Genomic DNA, 25,158 nt, shown 5'->3' with positions numbered 1-25,158 from the left:
ACCAACCGCTTCGCCCGTCGGATGCTGCTATAGCTCAGGGGTAGAGCACTCCCTTGGTAAGGGAGAGGCCGAGAGTTCAAATCTCTCTAGCAGCACCATTTTTCTTCCAAAATTCATGGAATTGCGCGTTTGCCTCTTTCGCTAACGCGGGTCATCAGGCGCCGCTGTTTGAGCGCCTGTCGACAAGTGATCTTTCGAAAAACGTCTAGACCAAATGAATGAGAGATCGCATTGCCCGCGATGTGAGGCTCCGGCTTGATGTCCAGGGACAGGACAGGTGCATCGGTCTGCGCCACCGCTTCAGTAAAAGCGCACTGCGTTATACGCGACGTCCACTTCCGCGCAGTACACTAATTAACTGAACATAAATATATTAAATTTATATTTTAGAATATCACGATTCCATTGCGAACCATTTTCTAAAATATTTGCCCGCAATCAACCGTCGTCGTGCCCCGGACCTCATGATGAGCTCCGTTACCTACACCTGCCCGCCAAAGTTTCAAACGACTTATTGCAGCCGGCTCAGATCCGCGCTTCACCTACCGGAGACCATAATGCTGTCCAACCTGACTATAGGGCTGAAACTGACGATTGCCTTTGCGGTCGTGATCGTGATCTCGATTGCCGCTTCGATTTCCTCCTTGCTCGCCACCGCGTCGGTCAAGGAGGCAAACCAATGGAATGACCACACCTATGTCGTGTTGAGCGTAGCTCAGAAGGTGGGGGCCGCCATGGTGGACCAGGAAACGGGCATGCGCGGTTTCCTCGTGTCCGGTGACGAAGGGTTTCTTGACCCTTACAAGTCGGGACAAGTCGAATTCAATACGCAACTGGCAAAACTGAAAGAGCTCACGAGTGACAATGCCGAACAGCAGGTCCGTATCGATCAGATTGCGGCATTTGCACGGGAATGGCATGAAACCGTTGCCAATGTCGAGCTGAAGCTCGGCTCCGATCCAGCAACGCTGGACGAGGCAAGGCAGTTGGAGGCATCAGGTGCCGGCAAGACGACAATGGACGCCATCCGCAACAAGCTTTCGGACCTTAGTGCAGCCGAAGAGGTACTGCTCGAAAGGCGTTCAGCGCAGTTACAAAACGACCTTTCGCGGTCCACACTCTCACTGATCATAGGGGCAATTGGAGCTGTTTTCAGCGCTGTCTTCATGTGCTGGCTCCTCATCCGCGCGATCAGCAAGCCGGTGGTCTCTATCACGAACACCATGCGCGACCTGTCGGGTGGCAACCTCGATATCCAAATCCAGGGTCTCGGTCGCCGTGACGAAATCGGAGCCATGGCGAGCGCTGTTGAGGTCTTCCACAAGACGGCCCTGTCGAAGATCGAGGCTGATCAGCTCATTGAAGCCAACAGGTCTCAATCCGAAAAAGACCGTATTGCGCAGGCAAAGGCAGACAAGGAACGGGCAGATGCTATGTCCAAGGCAACCACCGACTTGGGTTCTGGATTGAAGCGCCTCTCTGCCGGTGATCTCTCCATCCAGTTGACTGACGCCTTTGCCCCTGATTTTGAAGGCTTGCGCCAGGACTTCAACACCTCCGTCACACAGCTTGCCAGCACACTGTCTTCTGTCGCCAGTAGCATTTCCAGCATCACCAGCGGATCGCAAGAAATCTCCTCTGGTTCCGACGATCTGTCCAAACGCACAGAACAGCAGGCCGCTGCTTTGGAGGAAACAGCTGCAGCGCTCGATCAGATCACCGTCAACGTGACGTCTGCCTCGAAACGGGCCGAAGAAGCACGGCAGGTGGCAGCACAGGCCAATTCATCGGCCACGCATTCTGGCGAGATCGTCGCTCAGGCCGTGAACGCCATGAGCCAGATCGAGAATTCTTCGAGCCAGATTTCCAATATCATCGGCGTGATCGATGAAATTGCCTTCCAAACCAACTTGCTTGCCCTCAATGCCGGCGTCGAAGCGGCAAGAGCTGGCGAAGCCGGCAAGGGGTTCGCAGTCGTCGCGCAGGAAGTGCGCGAACTGGCCCAGCGTTCAGCCAACGCTGCCAAGGAGATCAAGGGTCTCATCCAGACATCGACGCAGGAAGTTGCGACAGGCGTAAAGCTTGTGTCGGATACAGGTGAAGCGCTGAAATCGATCGGCAGCTTCATTGTCAGTATCAACGGGCACATGGACGCGATTGCAACATCCAGTCGTGAACAGTCGATCGGCCTCGTCGAAGTCAATACGGCCGTCAATCAGATGGACCAGACCACCCAGCAAAATGCGGCAATGGTCGAAGAATCCTCAGCAGCGGCTGCAACACTGGCCAAGGAGGCTAACAACTTGCGCCAGCTCATTGACCAATTTAATTTGGGCAATTCCAGTGGCCAGGTGAAAGCACTTCAACAGACAGCACAACGCATGGCATCTGGAGAGGCAACTTACACGAGTTCAAACAAGGCACCGCGTCGTGCAGCGCTGGGCAATGCAGCCGCGGCGCAGGAATGGACCGAGTTCTGAGATGGGACGGCGTCGCGACGGCGTTGATTTGCTCTAAAGCCAACTCCAAAAGACGCCTGTCAGACACAAGCCTCCCCACCGGCAATGCCGATGGGGAGGCAATCACTTTATAGCGCTCGATCAATACGCTCTTGATCAGCCGCCGGTATATTCCGGCTGTGCCTTCAAAGCTTCTTCGGTCGAGTCGACATAGACGCGAACATCGTCGCCATCGGCGTTGCGCATGATATTGACCTCATCGAGGTTCACAGCGATGCGGTGTTCACCCATGCCGAGGAAGCCGCCGATATCCAGAACCAGCTGCTTGACGGTTCCGTCATCATTGAGCAGGACTTCAGCAACATCACCGACATCCTCATCCTTGGCACCATACACCGACGCGCCCTTGAGAGCGTCAGCTGTCAGGTCGGTCTTTTCAGACGTATAACCTTCCTTCGTCACATCCGGGCGAACCAGCGCCGTGCGGCCGTCCGTTGCAGTGGCGTCCGTGTTCATGTCGGTTGCTGTCGCGTCCGTCTTCATGGAGGCAGACGCATCGGCGTGTTCGTCAGCCATATAGGCTGGCGCGTCAGTCAGGACCTGCTTGTTGGCGTTCACGACCAGGAAGTAATCGTCATGCTCGTCGCCGTTCTTGACGAAAGTGACGTCCTTCATCGGGATAGCAACATCCTTTTCGCCGATTCCGAGGAAACCGCCGACGCCGAGAACAACGGCTTCAACTTCGCCCTGACGGCTCAAGATGACCTCGTTGATTTCGCCGATATCGTCCCAATTCGCTTCATCACCAGCCTTAACCGCGGTTTCAGCTGAAACATTGTCTTCCGTGGCGTAAATGCGCGAACCGATGAACTCGGAGGCACGGATGTCTGTTGGCTGCGACTGATACATCATTGTCGGATCGAGAGTGGCAGCACCTGCTGCCGAACTCATCAGAATTGCGCTCAGTGCGGTGGTCGCGAGAAACTGTTTCATAAGGTATCTCCCCTTGAATTTTCGGTTTATGCGTTCGATCGCCCCGCGTGCAACGGAGATTTTGTGCACAGCGACATTCGTTGCCATCAGGCAATTCGAACTTGATTAACTCCGTATAATAACAACACCTTAGACGATAAAAGGTTCCAACTTTCAGTTGATATTTTTTGGATGGGACGGATCCCGTCTTTGCCGTCGCGATGCAAACAGAGGCGAAAAAAAATCCGCGGCCGGAAGGCTGCGGACTCTTCTGAATTGCCTTGAAAAGAATTCAGGCCTTGTCGACGACGTTCTTGACAGCGTCCTTGGCTTCGCCCTTGGCCTGCTGGGCCTTGCCCTTGGCTTCCTGAACTTCGCCCTTGGCTTCCATCTCCTTGTTGTCGACGGCATCGCCTACACCCTGACGAACCTTGCCAGCAATCTCGTTGGACTTTCCGGCGACCTTATCGGCTGTGCTACCCATGATAATCTCCTCGGAGACGACATTGTCTCAGGCCCCACAACGGACAGTCTCGTCTTTTCGTTCCCTGCGCTGTTAGAAACTTATCGTCTCTGGTCGGCAGATGGTGCCATTCTCCCACCCCAAGCGTTGCCTCTTTTTGAGAGGAGAACTTGATCGATGTTATTTGAATCCTGGCTTGGCATCGCCCGCGTCATTCTGGTGGGCGTCATTGCCTATATCGCCCTCATTGCAATGCTGCGCATCTCAGGGCCGCGGACGCTTGCAAAGCTGAACGCCTTCGATCTGGTGGTCACCGTCGCGCTCGGCTCTGTGCTGGCGACGGTCATGCTGAGCAAATCCGTGCCTCTGGCAGACGGGTTAGTTGCCCTTGCATTGCTGATCCTTCTACAGTTCACCATTACGTGGATGTCGGTTCGGTTCGAAAAAGTGAGCGACCTGATCAAAAGCGAGCCTGCATTGGTCTTCAGCAATGGTGAGTTCCTCGCAGCGGCGCTCAAGGCAAAACGGCTGACGAAAGACGAAGTTCTTTCGGCTATCCGGGCCTCCGGAGAGGCAGACGGCACGGAGGTCGCGGCCGTTATCCTGGAGACGGACGGCTCCCTCAGTGTCGTGAAAGGTACGGCTGGGCCGGCATTGTCTGCAGTCCCATGAACATCACTCAAGCGACCGGCAAAAGACGAACGCCAAACTGTTGATCGATGGCAACAATATCGGCACGACTTCCCTGTGTGAGGCGGCCGACATCATCCACGCCAAGGGCAAGTGCCGGAATGGAGGTCGCCATCGCAAGTGCATCCTCGAGCGGCAACCCAACCAGTTCATGCAGGTTCTTCACGCAGGCCGCCATATCGATGTCGGCACCGGCAAGCGTGCCGTCAGCAAGCGTCAACCGACCGTTCTCGCGCAGGATCTTGCGCCCGTTGAGGTCGAAACTCGTCATGTCGGTGCCAATGGTCGCCATGGCATCGGTAACGGCAAACATACGCGGCCCGCCCATGGCTCTCAGCGCAATCCGCATCATGTCTGGATGAACATGAATGCCGTCCGGTATGATACCTGTCATCAGGCGCGCGTCGAGAAGGGCCGCAGCTGCAAGCCCCGGCGTGCGGTGATCGAGCGGGCTCATGGCATTGAACAAATGGGTGACCATACAGGCACCGGCCTCGGTGTATCGTTTGGCCGTTTCCGCATCGCAGGCACTGTGGCCCAGACTGATGCGGACACCTGCGCCACTCAGTGCCCTGACCTGCGCCTCCGTCACCGACTCAGGCGCCAGCGTCATCATCAGATGGTTCAGTTTGCTTTTAGCCTCAATCAGAAAATCCAGATCGGCGACCGTCATCGGGCGAACGAGATCGGCACTATGGGCGCCCTTTTTCGCAAGCGACAGATGCGGACCTTCCAGATGCAGCCCGAGAAAGCCCGGCACATTTGCCGCCTGCGCTGCAATGGCAGCCTCCACCGCACGCCTGGAGCAATCTGCGGTATCGGTAATCAGGGTCACCATCACCGATGTCGTTCCATATCGGGCATGGCCAGCGCAGATCGTTGCAATCCCATCAACGTTCACCTGATCGTTGAATTGCGCTCCACCGCCGCCATTGACCTGGAGATCGACAAACCCGGGAGATAGACACCAGGCGGCCACTGCCTCTACCGAAACCCCTGCAGGAACGGCATCCTGTTTCACGACACCGAGGCAGACCCCGTCTTCGACAAGAATAGCCGCGTTACCATGCATAGCATGACCATCGAAAATTTGGTCGCAGGTAAAGGCAGTCTTTGCCATCAGATAGTCTCCGTGACTTTCTTCAACTGTTTGGGCTCATCGGGATTGCGTCCCAAGCGGCGGGCATGGGCCTCTGCAAACACGTAGAAGCTGACAATCTGGACCAGCGCATCCGTCAGCGCATGTCCGGTTGACGCAACGGAAAGCTCCGAAAGCCCGGCACCGACAGAACCGCCCGCCATGAACACAGAAGCGCCACGTCCCGCAATCTCGCGCGCAACGCCGGCAGTTGCCTGCCCGCTGCGATCGCCGGGATTGAACACCAGCACCGGAAAGCCATCATCCAGGATTTCGACAGGGCCGTGCAGCACCTCGGCAGACGAATAGGCCTCACCATGCACCGCGCATGTTTCCTTCATCTTCAACGCCGCCTCATGGGCAATCGCAAGGGCTGGACCACGCCCAAGCACGAACATGGATTTGCGCTGGATCAGATGATCAGACAGCGCCTGCCAGTTCTGGTTCAAGGCAGCATCCAGCGACTTGGGCAGCGTCTTCAATCCCGAAGAAAGTCCGGCGTCCTTGCTGATTGCGGCCAGCAACATCAGGCCGGCGACGATGGAATTGACGAAGGATTTGGTCGCAGCGACCGATTTTTCCGGTCCGGCACCGATATCCAGCACATGGCTGCATGCATCAGACAAGGGCGACGGCACACTGTTGACGAGCGCAATCGACAAGGAGCCGGACTGGGTGACCGACTGCGCAAGCGAAACGATATCAGGACTTTTGCCCGACTGGGAAATCGCAATGGCAGCGGTATTTTTCAGATGCATCGATGCGCCGTAGAGCGAGGCGAGCGATGGACCGAGCGACGCCACGGGAATACCCAATGTAATCTCGAATGCATATTTGAGGAAATAAGCAGCGTGGTCGGACGATCCGCGTCCGATGGTGGCAATCATCGAAGGTTGGGCTTTCAGAAACTCCGTCGCGAAATTCTCTGCCTGAGCGGCACCGAGTTCGAGCAACCGCGCTGCGGCTTCGGGAATTTCCAGCACTTCGCGCTGCATATGGGTCTGTGACACGTCTAAACTTCCACCAGTTGATTGTTATTGTCTGAGACTCTGAGTTCGGCGACAAAATCATAGGTGTCGCCGCGATAGACCGATCGGGTGAATTCGATCACCCGCCCGGTTGAAAGATATGTAACCCGCTCCATCTGCAGCACCGCCGAGCCCACCTCGATACCGAGCAGTTCGGCCTCGCGCTCGTCGCTGTTGCGCGCCGAAATGCGCTGTGTCGCGCGAACGGGATTGTGCCCGCGCGACTTTAGCGCCTGATAAAGCGACGTGGTGACCAGATCCGGGTCCGGCAGGAACTCCGTTGAAATTGCCGCAAGCTCGATCGCAAGCGGCATACCGCCACCGGTGCGCAAGCGTTCCAGCCTGACGACATCGATATCGTGTGACAGGCCAAGCACCATGGTTTCATTGGGCGAGGGAGAAAAAACGCCCTTGTTCAACCAGACGGATTTGGTCTCCAGGCCACGCCGCGCCATGTCTTCGCTGAACGATGTGAGTTTAGACAGCGGCTGTTCGACCTTCGCCGCAAGATGTGCAACGAAGGTCCCAGACCCCTGCCGGCGCACCAGATGACCGCGCTGAACCAGTTCATCAACCGCCTTGCGCACCGTCACCCGGCTGAGACCGGACATTTCAGCGAGATCGCGCTCGGTCGGCAAAGCCGTACCCGGTTCGATCCGTCGCTCGGATATCAGTTCGTCCAAAATCTTCTGAAGATTGACATAGAGCGGACCCGGCCCTCGTGCCACGATCTGGTCCTTGGACAGGATGGCCTGAAAATCCGTCACATCCGTATCCTCAACCGACGCGGAAAATGCTTTGTCGTATCTTGTCCCGCAACGTCCGGATCGCTCAGAGTAATGACTGAGATCACTGCGTTGCAACTCGTACCGCTGCCGTCAAAACTGAATGCGAGATCCATGGACGTCTCCTCAAAAAGAAGGATACCAAAAACATACCATTCGACAAGTCCAATTCTCTCCTGCCTCTCCCAACTCAGAAAATGCGACGCATATCGCCCAAAATTCCGCGTTTCCCGGCCTGTGGAAAAATGACTCTGGACAAATGGTATTGATTTGGCATGATACCTTTCGGAGGGACCGGATGGCCTTGAACGCGATACCCAAGACCGAGCAAGCAAATATCGACCTTGGCGCCATCGATCAGATGGACGAGGCCGATGCGGTTGCCGCCATGGTCAACTCTCACCTTGCTGCAGCAGAGATCGTCTCTTCCAAAGCGGCGTTGATTTCAGCAGCGGCAAACAAGGTCACGAACACGATCAATCGTGGCGGACGGGTCTTTTATTGCGGCGCCGGAAGCTCCGGACTGATGGCGCTTGCCGATGCGCTGGAAATTCCCGGCACCTTTGGCATCCACAAATCGCAGATCCGCATTCTTCTGGCGGAAGGCCTGAACACGATTGAAAGCTTTGAGGCATCGGCGGAAGATTCTGCGGAAGAAGCAGACGCTGTTTTTGCCAAACAGGCCATTCGTTCCGATGATTGCTTTTTGCTGCTCTCGGCCAGCGGCTCCACACCGTTCGTGATGGAAATGGCCCATGCGGCCAAAACGGCCGGCGCCGAGACCATTGCCATCACCAACAATTCCGAAAGCGAACTCGGGCGCATCTGTGCAATCGCAATCGACCTGGATACGCCGCCCGAAGTGGTGGCTGGCTCTACGCGCCTTGGCGCTGCGACCGCGCAGAAGATCGTCCTGAATTCGATCTCGACCTTGGTCGGAGCCCGCCTGGGTCACGTCTATAAAGGCCATATGGTCAATCTGAATGCCGCCAACAGCAAGTTGCGCAAGCGTGCAGTGCGGATCGTCAGCGCAATTGCCGAGACCTCCGACGAACATGCTGGCGAATTGCTGGACAAAACCGGCGGCGACGTAAAAACAGCGATACTCATCGGCTTTGGAGCCGACGACAAGCAACAGGCCGAACGGCTGCTGTTTGATGCCCAAGGACGCCTCGATAGGGCGCTGGAAGGCATCAAGGGGAACGAGACTTCAACCGCCTCAGGGCAAAGAAAACTGGGAGTAAAAAAATGACCATGACCGCCATCAAGTCCATGCTCATCGGGGCGACAGTGCTCGCTTCGGCAGGGAGCGCCTTCGCAGAAGATGCAACCCTCACCATTGAAAGCTGGCGCAATGACGACCTGCCAATCTGGCAGGAAAAGCTCATTCCGGCGTTCGAAGCCTCGCATCCGGGCATCAAGCTGAATTTCCAGCCCATGGCCCCAACCGAATACAACGCAGCACTCAACTCGAAGCTGGAAGCAGGCTCTGCAGGCGACCTCATCACCTGCCGTCCGTTTGATGCCTCCCTTGCCCTCTACGACAAAGGCTATCTCGCACCGCTTTCCGATCTGGAAGGCATGAAGAACTTCTCCGACGTCGCAAAATCCGCCTGGATCACCGACGATGGCTCCACACCATTCTGCGTACCGATGGCCTCTGTTATCCACGGCTTCATTTATAACAAGGACGCCTTCGAGACGCTCGGCATCTCCGTGCCGAAGACCGAAGCGGAGTTCTTCGCCGCCCTCGACAAGATCAAGGAAGACGGCACTTATATCCCGATGGCCATGGGCACCAACGACCAGTGGGAAGCTGCGACCATGGGCTACCAGAACATTGGCCCAACCTACTGGAAGGGCGAAGAAGGCCGTAACAAACTGATCAAGGGCGAAGAAAAGCTGACCGACGAGCCTTGGGTCGAACCTTATCGCGTTCTGGCCAAGTGGAAGGATTATCTCGGCGACGGTTTCGAAGCCCAGACCTACCCCGACAGCCAGAACCTGTTCACCCTTGGCCGCGCCGCCATCTATCCGGCCGGTTCCTGGGAAATTGCAGGCTTTGAAGCCAATGCAGACTTCAAGATGGGCGCCTTCCCGCCACCTGTCAAAAACGAAGGCGACACCTGCTACATTTCCGACCACACCGATATCGGCATCGGCATGAATGCCAAGACCGAGCATCCGGAAGCCGCCAAGGCCTTCCTTAACTGGGTTGCCTCGCCGGAATTCGCAACGCTCTACGCCAATGCCCTGCCCGGCTTCTTCCCGCTCTCCAAGGAAGCCGTGAAGCTGGACGATCCGCTCGCTCAGGAATTCGTGTCCTGGCGTGAGAAGTGCCAGTCGACTATCCGCTCGACCTACCAGATCCTGTCGCGTGGAACACCCAACCTCGAAAACGAGACCTGGGCCGTTTCAGCAAACGTGATCAAGGGCACACAGACACCGGAAGAAGCCGCAAAGCAGCTTCAGGACGGCCTGGCCAGCTGGTACGATCCGCAGAAGTAAGTCGTCAATCTGATTGCGGGCCATCCTTGTGATGGCCCGCAAGCCCGTTTAACGGCACATGTGTCCATTACTCTTGATGACGACGGCAGGGATCGATGACCAACGCCCGCAATAATCGTGGCCATTCGAGGCTCCACATCGCCGTGTTTCTGGCGCCGGCAGTGCTCGTCTATACCGCGATCATGATCCTGCCGCTGTTTGCGACGATGCAGCTTTCGCTCTACCGGTCGGTTGATAACCAGATGGTCTTTGCTGGCCTTGCAAACTTCCGCACCCTGTTCTTCGAGCCGCATTTCTCGGAACGCTTCTGGAATGCGCTGGGCAACAACACCTGGTTCTTCGTCATCCACATGCTGGTGCAGAACCCGATTGGCATCCTTTTGGCAGCCTTGCTATCCAATCCCAGGCTGCGGTTCCGCGGGTTTTACCGCACAGCAATCTTCGTGCCCACCATCCTCTCCTTCGTGATCGTCGGCTTCGTCTGGAAACTCATTCTCTCACCGCTCTGGGGCGTCGCACCGGATCTCATGGCCCTGGTGGGTTTGAAATCGCTCTTCCTGCCTTGGCTCGGCAAAGAGGCTTACGCCCTGACGACACTCGGACTCATCTCGGTCTGGCAGTTCATCGGCATTCCCATGATGCTGATCTACGCCGCACTCCTGTCGATCCCGGACGAAATCCTGGAAGCTGCGGAATGCGACGGCATTACCGGCATGGGGCAATTCTGGAAGATAAAGCTGCCGCTCATCCTGCCATCGATCGGCATCATCTCGGTCCTCACCTTCGTCGGCAACTTCAACGCCTTCGACCTGATCTATGTGGCGCAAGGGGCGCTCGCCGGTCCAAATTTCGGCACCGATATTCTCGGCACTTTCCTGTACCGGGTGTTCTTCGGCTTCCAGCTCCAGATCGGCGACCCCAATATGGGCGCCACTATCGCCTCCATCATGTTCCTGATCATCCTTGCGGGCGTCTGCGCCTATCTTTTCCTGATCCAGACGCGCATGCGTCGATACCAGTTCTGAGGAGAGCAAGATGAGCCAGGCCAGACAATCCTTTTCCCGTTCCCTCGCCTCCCATGCGATCCTCGCGACTTATACGGTGATAGCGCTGTTTCCGGTCGTCCTGATCGTCATGAACTCGCTGAAGACAAGGAAGGCAATCTTCCGCTCGCCGCTCAGCCTGCCTGATGCCGAGAGCTTTTCGACTGTCGGTTACCAGACGGTGATGAAGCAGGGCGACTTTGTGCTCTATTTTCAAAACAGCCTGACCGTCACAGTCGCCTCGCTGTTCTTCGTGCTCCTGTTCGGGGCGATGGCGGCATTCGCGCTGTCGGAATACCGTTTTCGAGGCAATCGCCTGATGGGGCTCTATCTGGCGCTCGGCATCATGATCCCCATCCGCCTGGGCACGGTTGCGATCCTGCAATTGATGGTGGCCTCCGGCCTCGTCAACACGCTGACCGCCCTTGTTCTCGTCTACACCGCTCAAGGCCTGCCGCTTGCGATTTTCATCCTCTCTGAATTCATGCAGCAGGTCTCCAAGGACCTGAAAGATGCCGGGCGAGTCGATGGATTGTCGGAATACCGGATTTTCTTCCAGCTCGTGCTGCCACTGGTGCGCCCGGCCATGGCAACAGTTGCCGTCTTCACCATGATCCCGATCTGGAACGATCTCTGGTTTCCGCTGATCCTGGCACCTTCCGAAGAGACCAAGACCGTCACGCTCGGTGCCCAGGTCTTCATCGGGCAGTTCGTGACCGACTGGAACGCGGTCCTGTCGTCTCTGTCACTGGCGATCATTCCAGTGTTGATCCTTTATGCAATCTTCTCCCGTCAGCTCATTCGCGGGATCACTGCGGGAGCTGTCAAATGACCGACACATCCACCACACCTATTCGCGTTATCGTGGCCGGCCTCGGAAATATGGGCCTAAGCCATGCCAAGGCGCTGGAAGATCTGCCGGGCTGCGAGATCGTCGCACTCGTCAACCGCTCGAAGGTCAAGCTCCCCGAGAGCCTCGCCCACCACACCATCCTGCCCGATTTCAAGGCCGCAATCGCCGAGCTGAAACCCGACCTCTGCGTGATCGCCACCTATTCCGACAGCCATGCCGACTTCGCCATTCATGCGATGGAAAACGGCGCCCATGTATTCGTTGAAAAGCCACTGGCAACGACTGCCGAGGACGCCCGCCGCGTGGTCGAATGCGCAACCCGACTGAACCGCAAGCTGGTCGTCGGCTATATCCTGCGCCACCACCCTTCCTGGATCAAACTGATCGAGGAAGCCCGCAACCTGGGCGGCCCCTTCGTCTTCCGCATGAACCTCAATCAGCAATCCAGCGGCCAAACCTGGTCCACACACAAGCAGCTGATGAACACGACACCACCGATTGTCGATTGCGGCGTGCACTATGTCGATGTGATGTGCCAGATTACCGATGCCAGGGCCGTGGAGGTACGCGGCATGGGACTGCGCATGTCCAACGAGATTGCCGAGGACATGTATAACTACGGCCATTTCCAGGTGTTGTTCGACGACGGATCGGTTGGCTGGTACGAGGCCGGCTGGGGGCCGATGATGTCGGAGACCGCCTTCTTCGTGAAGGATGTGATTTCGCCTGCCGGCTGTGTCTCGATCGTCGTACCGGAAGGTATCAAATCCGACGATATCGACACCCACACCAAGACCTCCCTGATCCGCATCCACAAATCGACGATGGACGCCAATGGTGCCTTTACGAAGGAGGATCAGAACCTCTCGATGGAAGATGAGCCCGGCCACGACGAGCTTTGCTACCGTGAGCAGCAATTCGTGCTGAATGCGATCACCCAGGACGTCGATCTCGAACGCCACATGCGCGACGCCGTCGCATCGCTTGAAATCTGCCTCGCTGCCGATCACAGCGTGCGCAGCGGCCAACCAGTCAAACTTTAAGGGACGACATCAATGGGTTCTCTGAAAATCAAGGGTGTCACCAAGTCCTATGGCCATGTCGAGGTATTGAAGGGCATCGATCTCGACATCCCCGACGGCGAGTTTGTGGTATTTGTCGGACCTTCCGGTTGCGGCAAGTCGACCCTTCTACGCACGATCGCCGGTCTTGAGGACACGACGACCGGCACCATCGAAATCAGCGGCAAGGATGTGACGACAGCGCCCCCAGCCAAACGGGGCATTGCCATGGTGTTCCAATCCTATGCGCTCTATCCGCATCTGAACGTGAAGAACAACATGGCGCTCGGCCTCAAACAGGCTGGCGAAGACAAGGCCGTGATCGAGCAGCGCGTCGACAAGGCCAGCACCATGCTGTCGCTCGATCAACTGCTGGAGCGTCGCCCTGCAGAACTGTCCGGTGGCCAGCGGCAGCGCGTGGCCATCGGTCGCGCCATTGTGCGCGAGCCGGAGCTTTTCCTGTTCGATGAACCGCTCTCCAACCTCGATGCGGCGCTGCGGGTCCAGACGCGCCTGGAGATTGCCAACCTGCACCACACACTCGGTGCCACCATGGTCTATGTCACCCATGATCAGGTCGAGGCCATGACTCTCGCCGACAGGATCGTGGTGCTGCATAACGGCATCGTCCAACAGGTCGGCAAACCGATGGAGCTATACAACGATCCCGCCAACCTCTTCGTCGCCGGTTTCATCGGCTCACCGAAGATGAATCTGATGCCGGGCAAGGCAATTGGCGACACCGATGCAAAAACCGTGGGCATTCGCCCGGAACACCTGACCTTCGTCGAAGGCGCTGGCGATATTTCCGGCAAGGTCTCCCATGTCGAGCACCTTGGCTCGGAGACCAATGTCTACGTGAATTGCGGTGAGGCCGGCCTGATTGTCGTGCGGCTGTTCGGCGAATATTCGGTCGACATCAACACAGAGCGGATGCTGAAGCTCGATCGAAGCCGCATCTATCGATTCGGCGACGATGGTTTGCGTATTCGCAGCTAACGCCCAACGCGTACGCTCTGGAGAAACTATCCAGAGCATACTCTCAGCGGATATCGAAGCGGACCGGAACGACCAAAGTGAGATTCACGCCGGCTGGCGGTGCCGGAACTGGCGACGCGCGGCGAACCATGTCGATAGCAGCCTGATCGAGCGCGCTGAAACCGGACGACCGTGAGACCGAGACGGACTGGACGCGACCGCTCTGATCGATACGAAACCGCACCGTGACCGTGCCCTGCTCGCGATCGCTTTTCGAAGCGCTCGGATAGCGCTTGTAGCGTTTCAGATGCGACAGCAGCTTGGACTGCCAGCGGGCCGGAGAGACGGACGAACTGGCACCGCCTGTGCTGTTCTTGGAGGCGGCATTACGATCGGACTGGGTCGTGTCCGCCTTTGCCTTGCTCCTGGCCTTCGAAGCCGGCGGCGGAGGCGCCTTCTTCTTGACGACTTTCTTTTCCGGAGGTGCCGGAGGCTTCGGCCGAGCCATAGGCAAAGGCACGGCAATCTCATCCGGAAGCACCGGCAACACCTCCTGGATCTCGTCAGGCTCCTCCAAGACGGGTTCCTCGATCGGAACTTCTTCGGGCTCTATTTCCTCCTCGGGCGGCTCGACCGGAGGTGGTTCCTCGACGGGCGGAGGCTCGACCACAGGTTCTTGGACCGGTTCCGGGGGAGTAAGATCCGGCGGGGGTTCGGCCAGTGCCTCGAGATCCGGCATAGGCGGTGGTGTCACGGTTGGCGAGTCCATGGCCATCGAATCTTCAGTGTCGGTCGACACCTCCGTTTGGTCGGTCTCCACAGCCTCCGGCTCGGGCGCAAGGTCGATCATGATCGCTGCCTGCCCCGGATCCGCAGCAGGTGGCTCAGGTGTCTTGCTCAGGATCACGGCCATCGCCGCTCCGTGCGCGCCTAACACGATGATCGCCGCAGAGCACCACAGAAGGAAATCCCCACCACTGAACCGATAGGCCTTGGCTCTTGCCTCGGGCGTCATTGGGTTTTCTCGTCGTCGGGAGCCGCATCGCTCGGTTGAGCGGCAGACGTTGCTTCCAGACCGACAAGCGCGATCTTCAGATATCCGGCGTCTCGCAGCAGATTCATCACATCCATGAATGCGCCATAGTCGACAGCCTTGTCGGCACGCAAAAAGATCCGCGTCTCGTGATCCCCACCTGTCTGCTGGTCCAACGCCGAAACGAACTGATCTCGTGGCAAGGTACTGTCGCCCAGGCTTAAGCCGAGATCCTCGGTCAGCGTGACATAGACAGGCTCGTCCGGACGGTCCGCCGGCGTCGCAGTGGATGCCGGAAGGTCAACGGCCACATCAACAGTCGCCAAAGGCGCAGCGACCATGAAGATGATAAGCAATACCAGCATCACGTCGATAAACGGCGTCACGTTGATTTCGTGGTTTTCCGAAAGCTCGTCGCCATTGCCACTGTCGCGGATTCCGCCAGCCATAATACGAACTCCTTATCGGGACTTGACCAGGGATGCAGCCGGTGAGGCCGGCACGCGGCGAAAATCGAGATCGCGGCTGACAAGGCGCTCGATGCTGGCACCGGCATCCGCCAGTAGTTGGCGATATCCGGTCACCGAGCGGGCAAAGACGTTGTAGATGATCACAGCCGGAATCGCCGCGATCAAGCCTACCGCTGTCGCCAGCAGCGCCTCGGCAATGCCCGGTGCCACGACCGCAAGATTGGTCGTCTGGGATTCCGAAATGCCGATAAAGGCGTTCATAATGCCCCAGACCGTACCGAACAGTCCGACGAAGGGCGCAGTCGAGCCGATCGTTGCAAGAACGCCTGTCCCCTTGGACATATGGCGCCCGGCGCGCGCCTCGATTCTGGACAACACAAGTGCCACCCGCTCTTTCACCCCATGATCCCCGGCGTGATCGATTGCTCCATCTGAAAAACGAAGCTCCTCTCCAGCCGTTGCCAACATCGCTGCCACCACGCCCCGGCGTTTTCCCATCGCATCGGCGGCAGCAGCAAGGGTGCGCGCATCGCTCAATACCCGCAAGCCACGATTGGCCCGAGCACGCGCGCCCATGATCTGCAGCGACTTGGCTAACCAGATGGTCCAGGTCGCAAGGGAGGCAACTGCCAGCATCGTCATCACGGCCTTCACCACGATATCCGCGGCCAGGAACATGCCGACAACGGACAGTTCATGAGGGAGCGTCGAATTCGGCACCGAAGCTGGTGTCGACACTGCCTCGACCTCAGCCGCCTTATCCGCAACGCTTCCGTTCTGCGGATCTGCGCTCGTGTCATCCACCGCGGACGCGCCGGAGGGGGTGATCTCGGCGGTCGGCTCAAGACTTACAGCCGGAACCTCGGTTGCTGGTGTCGACGGCTGCTCGGTCTGTTCAGCCGCTGGCAGTTGCTGCTGAGCGAATGAGGATGGTGCGGCAAGCGGAAGGACCGAGAAAGCAGCGGCAATACCGACAGCACAAAGAGATCTTGAAATCGAATAAAGCATCATAACGCACCTGGAAAATAGCGGACGATGGCAACACTTGGGAAAACTCCCCTTTGCGCCAAAACCTGGAAGCCGTTTCGACGCTTGATATAAAACATGATTATAGTTTTCAAGTATTCTCTATGCCGATCGCCAACTTTCATGTCTGCGCGCACAAAGACCGTCCGTCTTGCGTGCGAAATTGGGCTGTTGCGCTAGCAGGAAAGCAAAGTGGCAGAGAATCAATTTTGAAAATCCAAAAATCCATGGAACTTTCACCGCATGCGCCGGTTGGCTAATTGTGTAAGCACACAACCGTAGAGGAGAATGACGATGACGATGGCCCGGCAAACAACCGATCACGCCGAAATCCGCAACTGGATCGAAGCCCGCAATGGCATGCCAGCCAAGGTCAACGGCTCAAGAGACGAAGGGGTCCTTGGCGTCGAATTCGACAAGCTCGATGATGACGATAGAGAACTCAAAAAGATCGAATGGACAGAGTTCTTTCAGATCTTCGAGGGAGCAAATCTCGCCTTTCTCTGTCAGGACAATGCGGGCAGCGGAAATCGGAGTCACTTCAACAAATTCGTGGAACGGGAATAGTCCCAAGCCACCGACAACTCCAGGCCAGTGGGCAATTTAAGATGAGCGGTGGGAACGCCGCTTCGAACCATCTCACAAATCTGATGGATGCTGCCCTACTCGCTTTGCGGCTGAGCAGGGACTTCCTTCGGCTTCAATACAGGCGTCTGACCAACTTCCGGCGCTGGCTGCACCATTTGCGGATCACCAACCACCGGCGGCTTCAGCATACCGTTACAGTCTGCAATTGTGTTGGGTTCATTCGGATCCACAACCGTCTTGTCGTCTGGCACCGCGCTTGGGGCATTCTCTTCCGGCACGACACGGCAATCATCTGTCGCCTCTTGCGCTATAGCCGCCGGCGTAACGAGCAATGCGCCACCTAACGCTACAATGCTTACCAAGAACGACGCCGAACTGAATGTTGCCCTGGTCAAAGAATAAGCCATTTTCTCCTCCATTTGTTTCGCAGGCATGGAAAAGAAATGCGCAACTTCGGCAATTGTTCGGTTAGGGATGAGAAGGTTCCAGGGGAACTAATTTGCCGCTGATGCATTGCGAGTGCGTATTCTGGCGCATAATGGGCGCCACACCGATTTTTATCAATGAGAACTGAGGAGGGGAAAGACCACGATGTCGGATACCGGCCACTCCTCCGTCAACCTGCTCCTCGACCAGATCGACGACCTTAAGGGCGCCCATGGCAGGGTTACGCTTGCGACTATTCAAGAGTTGGCCGGTAGGCGCATGAGCGGCCCCATGCTGTTACTGCCCGGCCTGATCCTGGTCTCTCCACTCAGCGGAATACCGACACTGCCAACCATTCTGGCAATCATCATCTTTCTTGTCAGCATTCAGCTGATGTTCGGTCGTCAGTCCATCTGGATTCCCGAACGCTTGCGCAGAGCCGGACTGTCGTCGGATCGATCGGACAAGGCAATCGGCTATATGCGGCCCGTTGCAGGGTTTATCGACAGATTTAGCAGGCAGAGACTGCCCTGGCTGACCGGAGCGGTCCCTGTCCGCGTGGCGAGCCTCTTATGTGTTCTGATCGCGTTGGTAATGCCCCTGATGGAATTCATACCGTTTTCCAGCTCCATCGCCGGGCTGGTGATCACGGTATTCGGACTGGCGTTGATGACCGGTGATGGTCTGTTGATTGGCGCTGTATTTCTGCTGGTGTTGATCGGCGGCTCACTGGCAAGTCAGCTGTTCATCTAGAGAAAAACAACCGCTCGCGGCAGCCAAATATGGCAATTTCGTGCATTTTTGGGGAACTTTCTAGCCTGGTGAGGAGTTTCCAGACAAACAAACCAGGAGTTTATCATGCTGAAATGGGCGCTCATCTTTTTCGTAATTTCCGTCATCGCGGGTATCTTCGGTTTCACCGGAATTTCCGCAGCAACCGCATCTATCGCTAAAGTGCTGTTCTTCATCGCGCTGATCATCTTCGTGATCTTCCTGGCGCTTGCACTCTTTGCTGGTGCAGCGGTCGTCTAAAGAAAACGACAATCTTTAATCGAACACCGGCGTGATTCATGATCGCGCCGGTGTTTTGCGTTTGGGGCATGGTTGAAAGTCGACGCGCGCCTGAGCGAAAAAAAAGTCCCGCCGAAGCGGGACTTGAATGAAGACTGGAGGGAATAACACTGTGGGAGTAACCCAACAAACCGAGGCAAGCGCCGCCGGTTTGATTATATAACGCGCCATCCCCGCTCAGGTTCCCTGAGACTCGGGGCAAACTTTATCGCCCCGAGACTTCAGTTGTTATGAACGCAGTTCAGACGGCAGCAGACTTTCCGACAGGTTCTGATAGCTGACCGGACGCAGGAAGCGACGGATGGCCATGGTGCCGACAGAGGTTGCACCGAAATTGGTCGAAGCCGGGTAAGGTCCACCATGAACCATGGCTTCGCTCACTTCCACGCCAGTCGGGAAACCGTTGGCGAGAATACGGCCAGCCTTGCGTTCCAGGATCGGCATCAGCTTCGATGCCTTTTCAGTGTCGGCTTCATCCATATGCAATGTCGTTGTCAGCTGGCCATGCAGCGAATGGGCAACGGCAACCATCTCGTCGAAATCGGCGACCTTGACGATCAGACCAAGCGGGCCGAATACTTCTTCGCCCAGCTGCTCATTGGCGAGCCATTCCTTGCCAGTCGTCGCAAACACATAGGGTGTTGCATTACGCAGGTCGCAGCTGGACGTCAGCACTTCCTGAACGCCAGCGGTTGCGGCAACGCGGTCACGCCCTGAACGGAAAGCCGAAGCAATCCCATCGGTCAGCATCGTTTGCGGAGAAACTTCGGCCAAAGCCTTGGTCGCAGCTTCAATGAATGCGTCCGTATCGGGTCCATCAATGGCAACCACGACACCCGGATTGGTGCAGAACTGGCCAGCGCCCATGGTGAGCGATCCGGCCCAGCCCTGACCGAGTTGCGCGCTGCGCTTCGACATGGCTTCCGGCATCATGAACATCGGATTGACCGAACCCAGTTCGCCGAAGAACGGAATAGGCTCAGGACGACGTGCGCAAAGATCAAACAGCGCCCGACCACCACCGAGAGACCCTGTGAAACCGACCGCCTTGATCAACGGATGCTGGACAATTGCCTCGCCAGCTTCGCGCGAATTGGACTGGATCAGAGAGAAGACGCCGGGATGAACACCGCATGTCTTGATCGCGGCATGGATAGCTTCGGCAATGATCTCGCCCGTGCCGGGATGCGCCGGGTGGCCCTTGACCACAACCGGGCAACCGGCAGCCAGAGCAGAGGCTGTGTCGCCGCCGGCCGTCGAGAAGGCAAGCGGGAAGTTGGAAGCACCGAATACGCCAACCGGGCCGATCGGACGCTGAACCAGACGAATGTCCGGGCGCGGCAGTGGCTTACGATCAGGCAGGGCTTCATCATGGCGGCGATCAAGATAGTCACCCTTGAGAATGTGGCTTGCAAACAGGCGAAGCTGCCCGGTCGTGCGACCGCGTTCGCCCTGAAGACGGGCTTCGGGCAGACCGGTTTCGCTGGTGCCGATTGCTGTGATCGCGTCGGCGCGAGCTTCAATTTCGTCGGCAATCGCATTCAGAAATGCTGCGCGCTCTTCACGGCTGGAATAGCCGTAGGTCCAGAATGCGTCTTCAGCAGCTTTCACTGCCTTGTCGACATCAGCTGCGGATCCCAGAGAAAATTCATAGGCTTCGCCCGTTGCCGGAGCCGATGTGAATTTCTGGTCGCTGCTGGTCCATTCGCCTGCGATGAGATGTTTGCCATGCGGAGTGAAGGTCATATTTTCCTCGCCTATTGTCTCGAGTGTTTGTTTGTCGCTGCTGCGGAGCGATGGTGAATTGCCTTAAGATATCTTGCGCGGTTTCCCCCGCAAGCGAATCTGAAATCCGCACCATACATAAGGACGTTGTCTGACAAGTCAAAGGCGTGTCCGCAGTCACAACCCAGAGCGTGTGGACGCTAACAAATATCACTTGCCAGCTCAAATAATAATACTATAGGATTTTATTGCTCTGCTGGACTACCGATTGGAGGAGGTCGCCAGCATTCTTTTGAGGGAGGATAAAAGATGAGCTTCAAGACACTTTTGACTGGTACCGCCATCGCTGCATCGTTCGCGTTTGCCGGCATGGCAAACGCCACCACGATCGGCTTCTCGCAGGTCGGATCCGAGGGCGACTGGCGCCCGGCATTTTCTGCCAACATGCAGGAAAGCGCCAAAGAATACGATATTGACCTGAAGTTCGCCGATGCACAGGGCAAGCAGGAAGAGCAGCTTCGCGCCGTTCGCGCCTTCATCGCCCAGGGCGTCGACGCCATCATCGTCGCACCGGTTGTTGTCACCGGCTGGGACCAGGTATTGCAGGAAGCCAAGGACGCTGAAATCCCTGTCTTCCTCGTAGACCGCGATGTCGACGTTCAGGACAAGTCGCTTTACGTCACCCGCATTTCCGCCGACTTCAACCTCGAAGGCAAACTTGCCGGCGCATGGTTGGCTGCGGAAAGCAAGGGCACCTGCAAGATCGTCGAACTTCAGGGAACGACCGGCTCTGCGCCGGCGATCGAACGCAAAAAGGGCTTTGAAGCAGTCATCGACCAGTTTCCAGCTATGGAAATTGTGAACACCCAGTCGGGTGACTTCACCACCGATGGCGGCAAGAAGGTTATGGAAGCCTTCATCAAGTCCACCAACAATCTGGATGGCATCTGCGCGTCGTTTGCGCATAACGACAACATGCAGCTCGGCGCGATCCAGGCCATGAAAGAAGCCGGCCTGAAGCCCGGTAAGGATGTTCTGATGATCTCGGTCGACTACGTCCCCGCGATCAAGGATGCACTGGCAAACGGTGAAGCCAATGCCTCTGTCGAGCTGCGCTCGGCCGTCGGCAAGTACATCTACCCGGTCATTCTCGACTATCTCAAGAACCCGAGTGAACTGGACAAATGGATCGTGATTCCATCCGATCTTCACACTGCCAAGTAACGACGCTCATCGAGCATCGCAGTGACATGCAAGGCGCCCCGGGAACGGGGCGTCGGGCATCGCTGTATGGCAGTAAAAATTGTGACCTTTGTCCCACACGATGGTTCCGGCAATGTTGAATTCTGTAGAAGGCGCCTCACGCGTCGAAATGCGCTCGATTGTGAAGTCGTTTCCCGGCGTGCGCGCACTGGATGGCGTCGATCTGACGCTCTATCCCGGTGAAGTCCATGCTCTGCTCGGCGAAAACGGCGCAGGCAAATCCACACTGATCAAGATCCTGACAGGCGCCTCGACCCGCGACGCAGGAGAGATAACCCTTGATGGCCAGCCGGTCGACTTCAAAACCACCGGCGAAGCTCAGGCAAGCGGTATCTCGACGGTCTATCAGGAGGTCAACCTGATTCCGTCCATGTCGGTGACAAAAAACCTGGCGCTGGAACGCACATCCGGCAGATTCGGCTACATCTCCTGGAAGAAGGCCCGCGAGCAGGCCCGCGAACAATTGAAGCGCCTGCATCTGGATATTGACGTCGAGCAACCAGTCGGCAGCTATTCTGTCGCCGTCCAGCAACTGGTGGCAATTGCACGGGCACTGGAGGACGACACGCGGGTTCTGGTTCTCGACGAGCCAACCGCAAGTCTCGATGCCCAGGAAACCAAGACACTGTTCGGCATCATCCGGGAGCTTAAGGCGCAAGATATCGCCGTCGTCTTCATTTCGCACTTCCTCGACCAGGTCTATGAAATATCCGACCGCGTGACAGTGCTGAGAAACGGCACCCATGTCGGCACCGACCTGACGGCCAACATTTCCCGCGAACAACTGATAGCGATGATGATCGGTCGCGAACTCGGCGATGTGGAAGCAGCCTTTGCGCGCAAATCGGCGGTTGCCGCTGGAGCCGAAAAGGTGGTGGCCCGAGGTCTGGGCAAGAAAAGAACACTGGAGCCCTTCGACCTGACACTGCGTGCCGGCGAAGTCGTCGGCCTTGCCGGTCTTCTCGGTTCAGGGCGAACCGAAACCGCCAAACTGATTTTCGGCGCCATGCGCTCGGACACTGGTACGCTGGAAATTAACGGACAGGCAGTGAACGGCAACTCGCCGCGCTCGTCCCTTGCGGCCGGCATCGCCTTTTGCCCCGAAGACCGCAAGGCCGAAGGTCTGGTCGGCGAGCTCAGCATTCGTGAAAATATCATGCTGTCGATGCAGGCCAAGAATGGCTGGTTGAACCGCATTTCGAGACAGGAACAGGAACGGGTCGCCGCCGAAATGATCAAGGCGCTGGCGATCGCCACACCCGATGCTGAAAAGCCGGTCAAGCAACTGTCCGGCGGCAATCAACAAAAGGTGGTCCTCGCCCGCGCCCTTGCCTCAAAGCCCAGCGTCATGCTGCTGGATGAACCGACCCGCGGCATCGACGTGGGAGCGCATGCAGAAATCGTGCTGCTGATCCGCAAACTTTGCGAACAAGGAATGGCCCTTCTGGTCGCGTCTTCGGAACTCGATGAAGTTGTCGCCGCATCCGACCGTGTCGCCGTGTTGCGAGACCGTCGCAAGATCGGAGAGATCGAAGGCGACGACATCACCAGAGACAATATTGTGCGTATGATTGCAGGGAGCGATGAGCAGCATGACTGATTCCGTTCTTGTTCAGCGCGTCATGGCACTGAGATCTCACCGGGCGATCTGGCCGCTTCTGGCGCTGGCATTGATCCTCATCGTTGACTGGATCATATCGCCCAACTTCTTCGAAATCCGCGTTGTGGAAGGCCGCCTCTTCGGCAATGTGGTCGACATTCTCTATCGCGCAGTACCGACGGCGCTCGTCGCCATAGGCATGGCCATTGTCATCGGCACCAGGGGTATCGACCTCTCTGTCGGATCGACCATCGCCATTTGCGGCGCGGTGATCGCCTGGCGCATCCAGATGGGCGACCCCCATATTGTCATTCTGTTCATGGCCCTTGGTGCCGGCATTATCTGTGGCATGTGGAATGGCCTGCTGGTGGCTGTGCTGGGCATTCAGCCGATCATTGCGACACTGATCCTGATGGTCTCCGGTCGCGGCATCGGAATGTTGATCAATCTTCTCTATGGTGGCACCGATCCGAGCTTCACCAGCCCACTTTTGCAGGGCATGAGCACAGGAAGCTTCGGTTTCATTCCGATGCGCCTGTTTGTCGCCGCAGCCGTCTTTCTCGGCCTCTGGCTCTTGATCCGGCGCACTGCTCTCGGCCTGTTTGTGGAGTCGGTGGGCGGCAATGCAGCAGCAGCCGATCTGGCCGGTGTGAGAGCAAAGCTGATCATCTTCGTCGCCTATGTGATCTGCGGCTTCACCGCCGCCTGGGCCGGCATCATCCTGACAGCAGACACTCACACGTCTGATCCCGTATCCGTGGGCCTCTATATCGAACTCGATGCGATCCTGGCCGTGGTCATTGGCGGCGCCTCTCTTTCAGGAGGACGCATCTATCTTGGGATGACGGTCATCGGCGCTCTCGTCATCCAGGCGCTGACGACCTCCATCCTGATCTCCGGCCTACCGCCGGAATACAACCTGATCATCAAAGCGCTCGTGGTTCTGCTGGTCCTGTTTCTGCAATCGGACAATGCACGCCAGACAATTCAACGGATGGTTTCGCGGGGGGCGAAATGAACAAGAAATATCTGCCGCTCGCGGCAACAATCCTGGTCTTTGTCGCGCTGTTTGTCGTTGGCGGCACCATGTACCGCAATTTTCTTTCCACAGCGGTGCTCGGCAATATTCTGGCTGACAACGCCTTCATCATCATCGCCGCACTCGGTGCGACCTTCGTGATCCTGTCTGGTGGCATTGATCTGTCGATCGGTTCCATGATCGGCTTCGTCGGCGTCAGCATGGCCGTGCTCGACACCATGGGCTGGCATCCGCTGGCAACAGCCGCGCTGATGATATGCTTCGGCATAGCCTTCGGTGCCATGCAGGGCTATATCATCGACTTCTGCCAGATCCAGCCATTCATCGTCACGCTGGCCGGCCTCTTCCTGCTGAGAGGCGCCTGCTTCATGGTGACGCTCGAGTCCGTGCCGATTCGCAATGACTTCGTGGATTTCTACGCTTCCTTGCGCATCCCGCTTCCGGGCCGCGGTGTGCTTCGAAGTTCGGCCATCGTCATGCTCATCAGTCTGACGGTTGCTATGTTCATCGCACACTTCACCCGCTTCGGCACCAATGTCTATGCCATCGGCGGCGACAAGGAATCGGCTCGACTTATGGGTGTGAACATCCGTAAGACAACGGTTATGGTCTACGCGCTCGGCGGCTTCTATAGCGCCCTTGCTGGCGTCGTTTACGCGCTCTACACGTCCTCGGGCTACCCACTCGCCGGCAACACGCTCGAACTGTCAGCCATTGCCGCTGTCGTTCTCGGTGGTACACTTTTGACCGGTGGCGTCGGAATGGTGGCAGGCACACTCTTCGGAGGCATGATACTGGGCTTGATCTCGACACTAATCATATTTAACGGCTCTTTGAACAGCGCGTGGATTATGATCAGCAGCGGTATCTTGCTATTCCTCTTCATCGTACTTCATCGTTTCCTCGTGAGCACTTTCGGCCTGAGAGGCACATCGTGAC

Annotated in this window: 25 protein-coding genes and 1 tRNA gene; 16 read left to right on the top strand and 10 right to left on the bottom strand. The window is 57.2% G+C overall.

What is annotated here, in order from left to right; translation table 11 throughout:
• Positions 1-23 precede the first annotated feature (23 nt).
• Both ACQQ2Q_RS13830 and ACQQ2Q_RS13825 read left to right on the top strand, forming a co-directional pair.
• Positions 24-98 (top strand) — tRNA-Thr (locus ACQQ2Q_RS13830).
• Between the two features lie 459 nt (positions 99-557).
• Positions 558-2,480 (top strand): methyl-accepting chemotaxis protein, encoded by a 1,923-nt coding sequence (locus ACQQ2Q_RS13825; RefSeq protein WP_428187682.1) that lies wholly within the window; start codon positions 558-560, stop codon positions 2,478-2,480.
• 135 nt (positions 2,481-2,615) lie between these two features.
• Here the strand turns inward: ACQQ2Q_RS13825 and ACQQ2Q_RS13820 are convergent, their stop codons facing one another.
• Complete coding sequence (locus ACQQ2Q_RS13820; RefSeq protein ID WP_428187681.1) at positions 2,616-3,452, bottom strand: PRC-barrel domain-containing protein; 837 nt, start codon at positions 3,450-3,452, stop codon at positions 2,616-2,618.
• A gap of 271 nt (positions 3,453-3,723) precedes the next feature.
• A complete protein-coding gene (locus tag ACQQ2Q_RS13815) occupies positions 3,724-3,915 on the bottom strand; it encodes a CsbD family protein (protein WP_428187680.1) in 192 nt (63 codons plus the stop codon).
• 156 nt (positions 3,916-4,071) lie between these two features.
• Here ACQQ2Q_RS13815 and ACQQ2Q_RS13810 point away from each other — a divergent pair, with 156 nt between their 5' ends.
• Positions 4,072-4,566 (top strand): DUF421 domain-containing protein, encoded by a 495-nt coding sequence (locus ACQQ2Q_RS13810; protein ID WP_428187679.1) that lies wholly within the window; start codon positions 4,072-4,074, stop codon positions 4,564-4,566.
• A gap of 7 nt (positions 4,567-4,573) precedes the next feature.
• Here the strand turns inward: ACQQ2Q_RS13810 and nagA are convergent, their stop codons facing one another.
• From nagA to ACQQ2Q_RS13795, 3 genes are read right to left on the bottom strand one after another with little or no spacing between them, the layout of a single operon-like run.
• Positions 4,574-5,704: an N-acetylglucosamine-6-phosphate deacetylase gene (gene nagA, locus ACQQ2Q_RS13805; protein WP_428187678.1), complete on the bottom strand. Its 1,131-nt coding sequence runs from the start codon at positions 5,702-5,704 to the stop codon at positions 4,574-4,576.
• The gene (locus tag ACQQ2Q_RS13800) at positions 5,704-6,717 is read right to left on the bottom strand and encodes an SIS domain-containing protein (protein ID WP_428187983.1); all 1,014 of its coding nucleotides are present in this window, start codon (positions 6,715-6,717) and stop codon (positions 5,704-5,706) included. The genes nagA and ACQQ2Q_RS13800 overlap by 1 nt, the downstream gene beginning before the upstream one ends.
• A gap of 17 nt (positions 6,718-6,734) precedes the next feature.
• Positions 6,735-7,517, bottom strand: coding sequence for a GntR family transcriptional regulator (locus ACQQ2Q_RS13795; RefSeq protein ID WP_428187677.1), 783 nt, complete (start codon positions 7,515-7,517; stop codon positions 6,735-6,737).
• Between the two features lie 316 nt (positions 7,518-7,833).
• Here ACQQ2Q_RS13795 and ACQQ2Q_RS13790 point away from each other — a divergent pair, with 316 nt between their 5' ends.
• The 6 genes from ACQQ2Q_RS13790 (at position 7,834) to ACQQ2Q_RS13765 (ending at position 13,999) form a co-directional block, all read left to right on the top strand.
• On the top strand, positions 7,834-8,787 hold the full coding sequence (locus tag ACQQ2Q_RS13790) for an N-acetylmuramic acid 6-phosphate etherase (protein WP_428187676.1): 954 nt from the start codon (positions 7,834-7,836) through the stop codon (positions 8,785-8,787).
• A complete protein-coding gene (locus tag ACQQ2Q_RS13785; RefSeq protein WP_428187675.1) occupies positions 8,784-10,043 on the top strand; it encodes an ABC transporter substrate-binding protein in 1,260 nt (419 codons plus the stop codon). Before ACQQ2Q_RS13790 ends, ACQQ2Q_RS13785 begins: the two co-directional genes overlap by 4 nt.
• 95 nt (positions 10,044-10,138) lie before the next feature.
• Entirely contained in the window at positions 10,139-11,068 is a 930-nt protein-coding gene (locus ACQQ2Q_RS13780; RefSeq protein WP_428187674.1) for a carbohydrate ABC transporter permease, read from the top strand.
• A 10-nt stretch (positions 11,069-11,078) separates the two neighbouring features.
• The gene (locus tag ACQQ2Q_RS13775) at positions 11,079-11,918 is read left to right on the top strand and encodes a carbohydrate ABC transporter permease (RefSeq protein ID WP_428187673.1); all 840 of its coding nucleotides are present in this window, start codon (positions 11,079-11,081) and stop codon (positions 11,916-11,918) included.
• Complete coding sequence (locus tag ACQQ2Q_RS13770; RefSeq protein WP_428187672.1) at positions 11,915-12,982, top strand: Gfo/Idh/MocA family oxidoreductase; 1,068 nt, start codon at positions 11,915-11,917, stop codon at positions 12,980-12,982. Before ACQQ2Q_RS13775 ends, ACQQ2Q_RS13770 begins: the two co-directional genes overlap by 4 nt.
• A 12-nt stretch (positions 12,983-12,994) precedes the next feature.
• Entirely contained in the window at positions 12,995-13,999 is a 1,005-nt protein-coding gene (locus ACQQ2Q_RS13765; protein ID WP_428187671.1) for an ABC transporter ATP-binding protein, read from the top strand.
• 43 nt (positions 14,000-14,042) lie between these two features.
• Here the strand turns inward: ACQQ2Q_RS13765 and ACQQ2Q_RS13760 are convergent, their stop codons facing one another.
• The 3 genes from ACQQ2Q_RS13760 to exbB are packed head-to-tail and all read right to left on the bottom strand — an operon-like array spanning position 14,043 to position 16,489.
• Entirely contained in the window at positions 14,043-14,993 is a 951-nt protein-coding gene (locus ACQQ2Q_RS13760) for an energy transducer TonB family protein (protein ID WP_428187670.1), read from the bottom strand.
• Complete coding sequence (gene exbD, locus ACQQ2Q_RS13755; RefSeq protein ID WP_428187669.1) at positions 14,990-15,460, bottom strand: TonB system transport protein ExbD; 471 nt, start codon at positions 15,458-15,460, stop codon at positions 14,990-14,992. Before exbD ends, ACQQ2Q_RS13760 begins: the two co-directional genes overlap by 4 nt.
• Before the next feature lie 12 nt (positions 15,461-15,472).
• On the bottom strand, positions 15,473-16,489 hold the full coding sequence (gene exbB / locus ACQQ2Q_RS13750; RefSeq protein WP_428187668.1) for a tonB-system energizer ExbB: 1,017 nt from the start codon (positions 16,487-16,489) through the stop codon (positions 15,473-15,475).
• Positions 16,490-16,801: 312 nt separating this feature from the next.
• Between exbB and ACQQ2Q_RS13745 the strand changes: the two genes are divergently transcribed.
• Complete coding sequence (locus ACQQ2Q_RS13745; protein WP_428187667.1) at positions 16,802-17,074, top strand: hypothetical protein; 273 nt, start codon at positions 16,802-16,804, stop codon at positions 17,072-17,074.
• 95 nt (positions 17,075-17,169) lie between these two features.
• Here the strand turns inward: ACQQ2Q_RS13745 and ACQQ2Q_RS13740 are convergent, their stop codons facing one another.
• The gene (locus tag ACQQ2Q_RS13740) at positions 17,170-17,457 is read right to left on the bottom strand and encodes a hypothetical protein (RefSeq protein WP_428187666.1); all 288 of its coding nucleotides are present in this window, start codon (positions 17,455-17,457) and stop codon (positions 17,170-17,172) included.
• A 229-nt stretch (positions 17,458-17,686) separates the two neighbouring features.
• Between ACQQ2Q_RS13740 and ACQQ2Q_RS13735 the strand changes: the two genes are divergently transcribed.
• Together ACQQ2Q_RS13735 and ACQQ2Q_RS13730 are read left to right on the top strand one after the other, a co-directional pair.
• Positions 17,687-18,274, top strand: coding sequence for an exopolysaccharide biosynthesis protein (locus tag ACQQ2Q_RS13735; protein WP_428187665.1), 588 nt, complete (start codon positions 17,687-17,689; stop codon positions 18,272-18,274).
• A 105-nt stretch (positions 18,275-18,379) separates the two neighbouring features.
• Positions 18,380-18,553: a DUF1328 domain-containing protein gene (locus tag ACQQ2Q_RS13730; protein ID WP_428187664.1), complete on the top strand. Its 174-nt coding sequence runs from the start codon at positions 18,380-18,382 to the stop codon at positions 18,551-18,553.
• A gap of 267 nt (positions 18,554-18,820) precedes the next feature.
• Here ACQQ2Q_RS13730 and ACQQ2Q_RS13725 read toward each other — a convergent pair whose 3' ends face one another.
• Positions 18,821-20,338 (bottom strand): aldehyde dehydrogenase (NADP(+)), encoded by a 1,518-nt coding sequence (locus ACQQ2Q_RS13725; protein ID WP_428187663.1) that lies wholly within the window; start codon positions 20,336-20,338, stop codon positions 18,821-18,823.
• Between the two features lie 288 nt (positions 20,339-20,626).
• Between ACQQ2Q_RS13725 and ACQQ2Q_RS13720 the strand changes: the two genes are divergently transcribed.
• The 4 genes from ACQQ2Q_RS13720 (at position 20,627) to yjfF (ending at position 25,157) form a co-directional block, all read left to right on the top strand.
• Entirely contained in the window at positions 20,627-21,541 is a 915-nt protein-coding gene (locus tag ACQQ2Q_RS13720; RefSeq protein WP_428187662.1) for a substrate-binding domain-containing protein, read from the top strand.
• A gap of 112 nt (positions 21,542-21,653) precedes the next feature.
• Positions 21,654-23,180, top strand: coding sequence for a sugar ABC transporter ATP-binding protein (locus ACQQ2Q_RS13715; RefSeq protein WP_428187661.1), 1,527 nt, complete (start codon positions 21,654-21,656; stop codon positions 23,178-23,180).
• Positions 23,173-24,198, top strand: coding sequence for an ABC transporter permease (locus ACQQ2Q_RS13710; protein ID WP_428187660.1), 1,026 nt, complete (start codon positions 23,173-23,175; stop codon positions 24,196-24,198). The genes ACQQ2Q_RS13715 and ACQQ2Q_RS13710 overlap by 8 nt, the downstream gene beginning before the upstream one ends.
• Positions 24,195-25,157, top strand: a complete 963-nt coding sequence (gene yjfF, locus ACQQ2Q_RS13705) for a galactofuranose ABC transporter, permease protein YjfF (RefSeq protein ID WP_428187659.1) — start codon at positions 24,195-24,197, stop codon at positions 25,155-25,157. The genes ACQQ2Q_RS13710 and yjfF overlap by 4 nt, the downstream gene beginning before the upstream one ends.
• The last annotated feature ends 1 nt before the right edge of the window (position 25,158 follow it).

It is taken from the genome of Agrobacterium sp. ES01, from assembly GCF_050320885.1.
GTDB lineage: Bacteria > Pseudomonadota > Alphaproteobacteria > Rhizobiales > Rhizobiaceae > Allorhizobium.
Note: the sequence above shows the minus strand (reverse complement) of the source record. Positions and strands in the feature narration are given on the sequence as shown.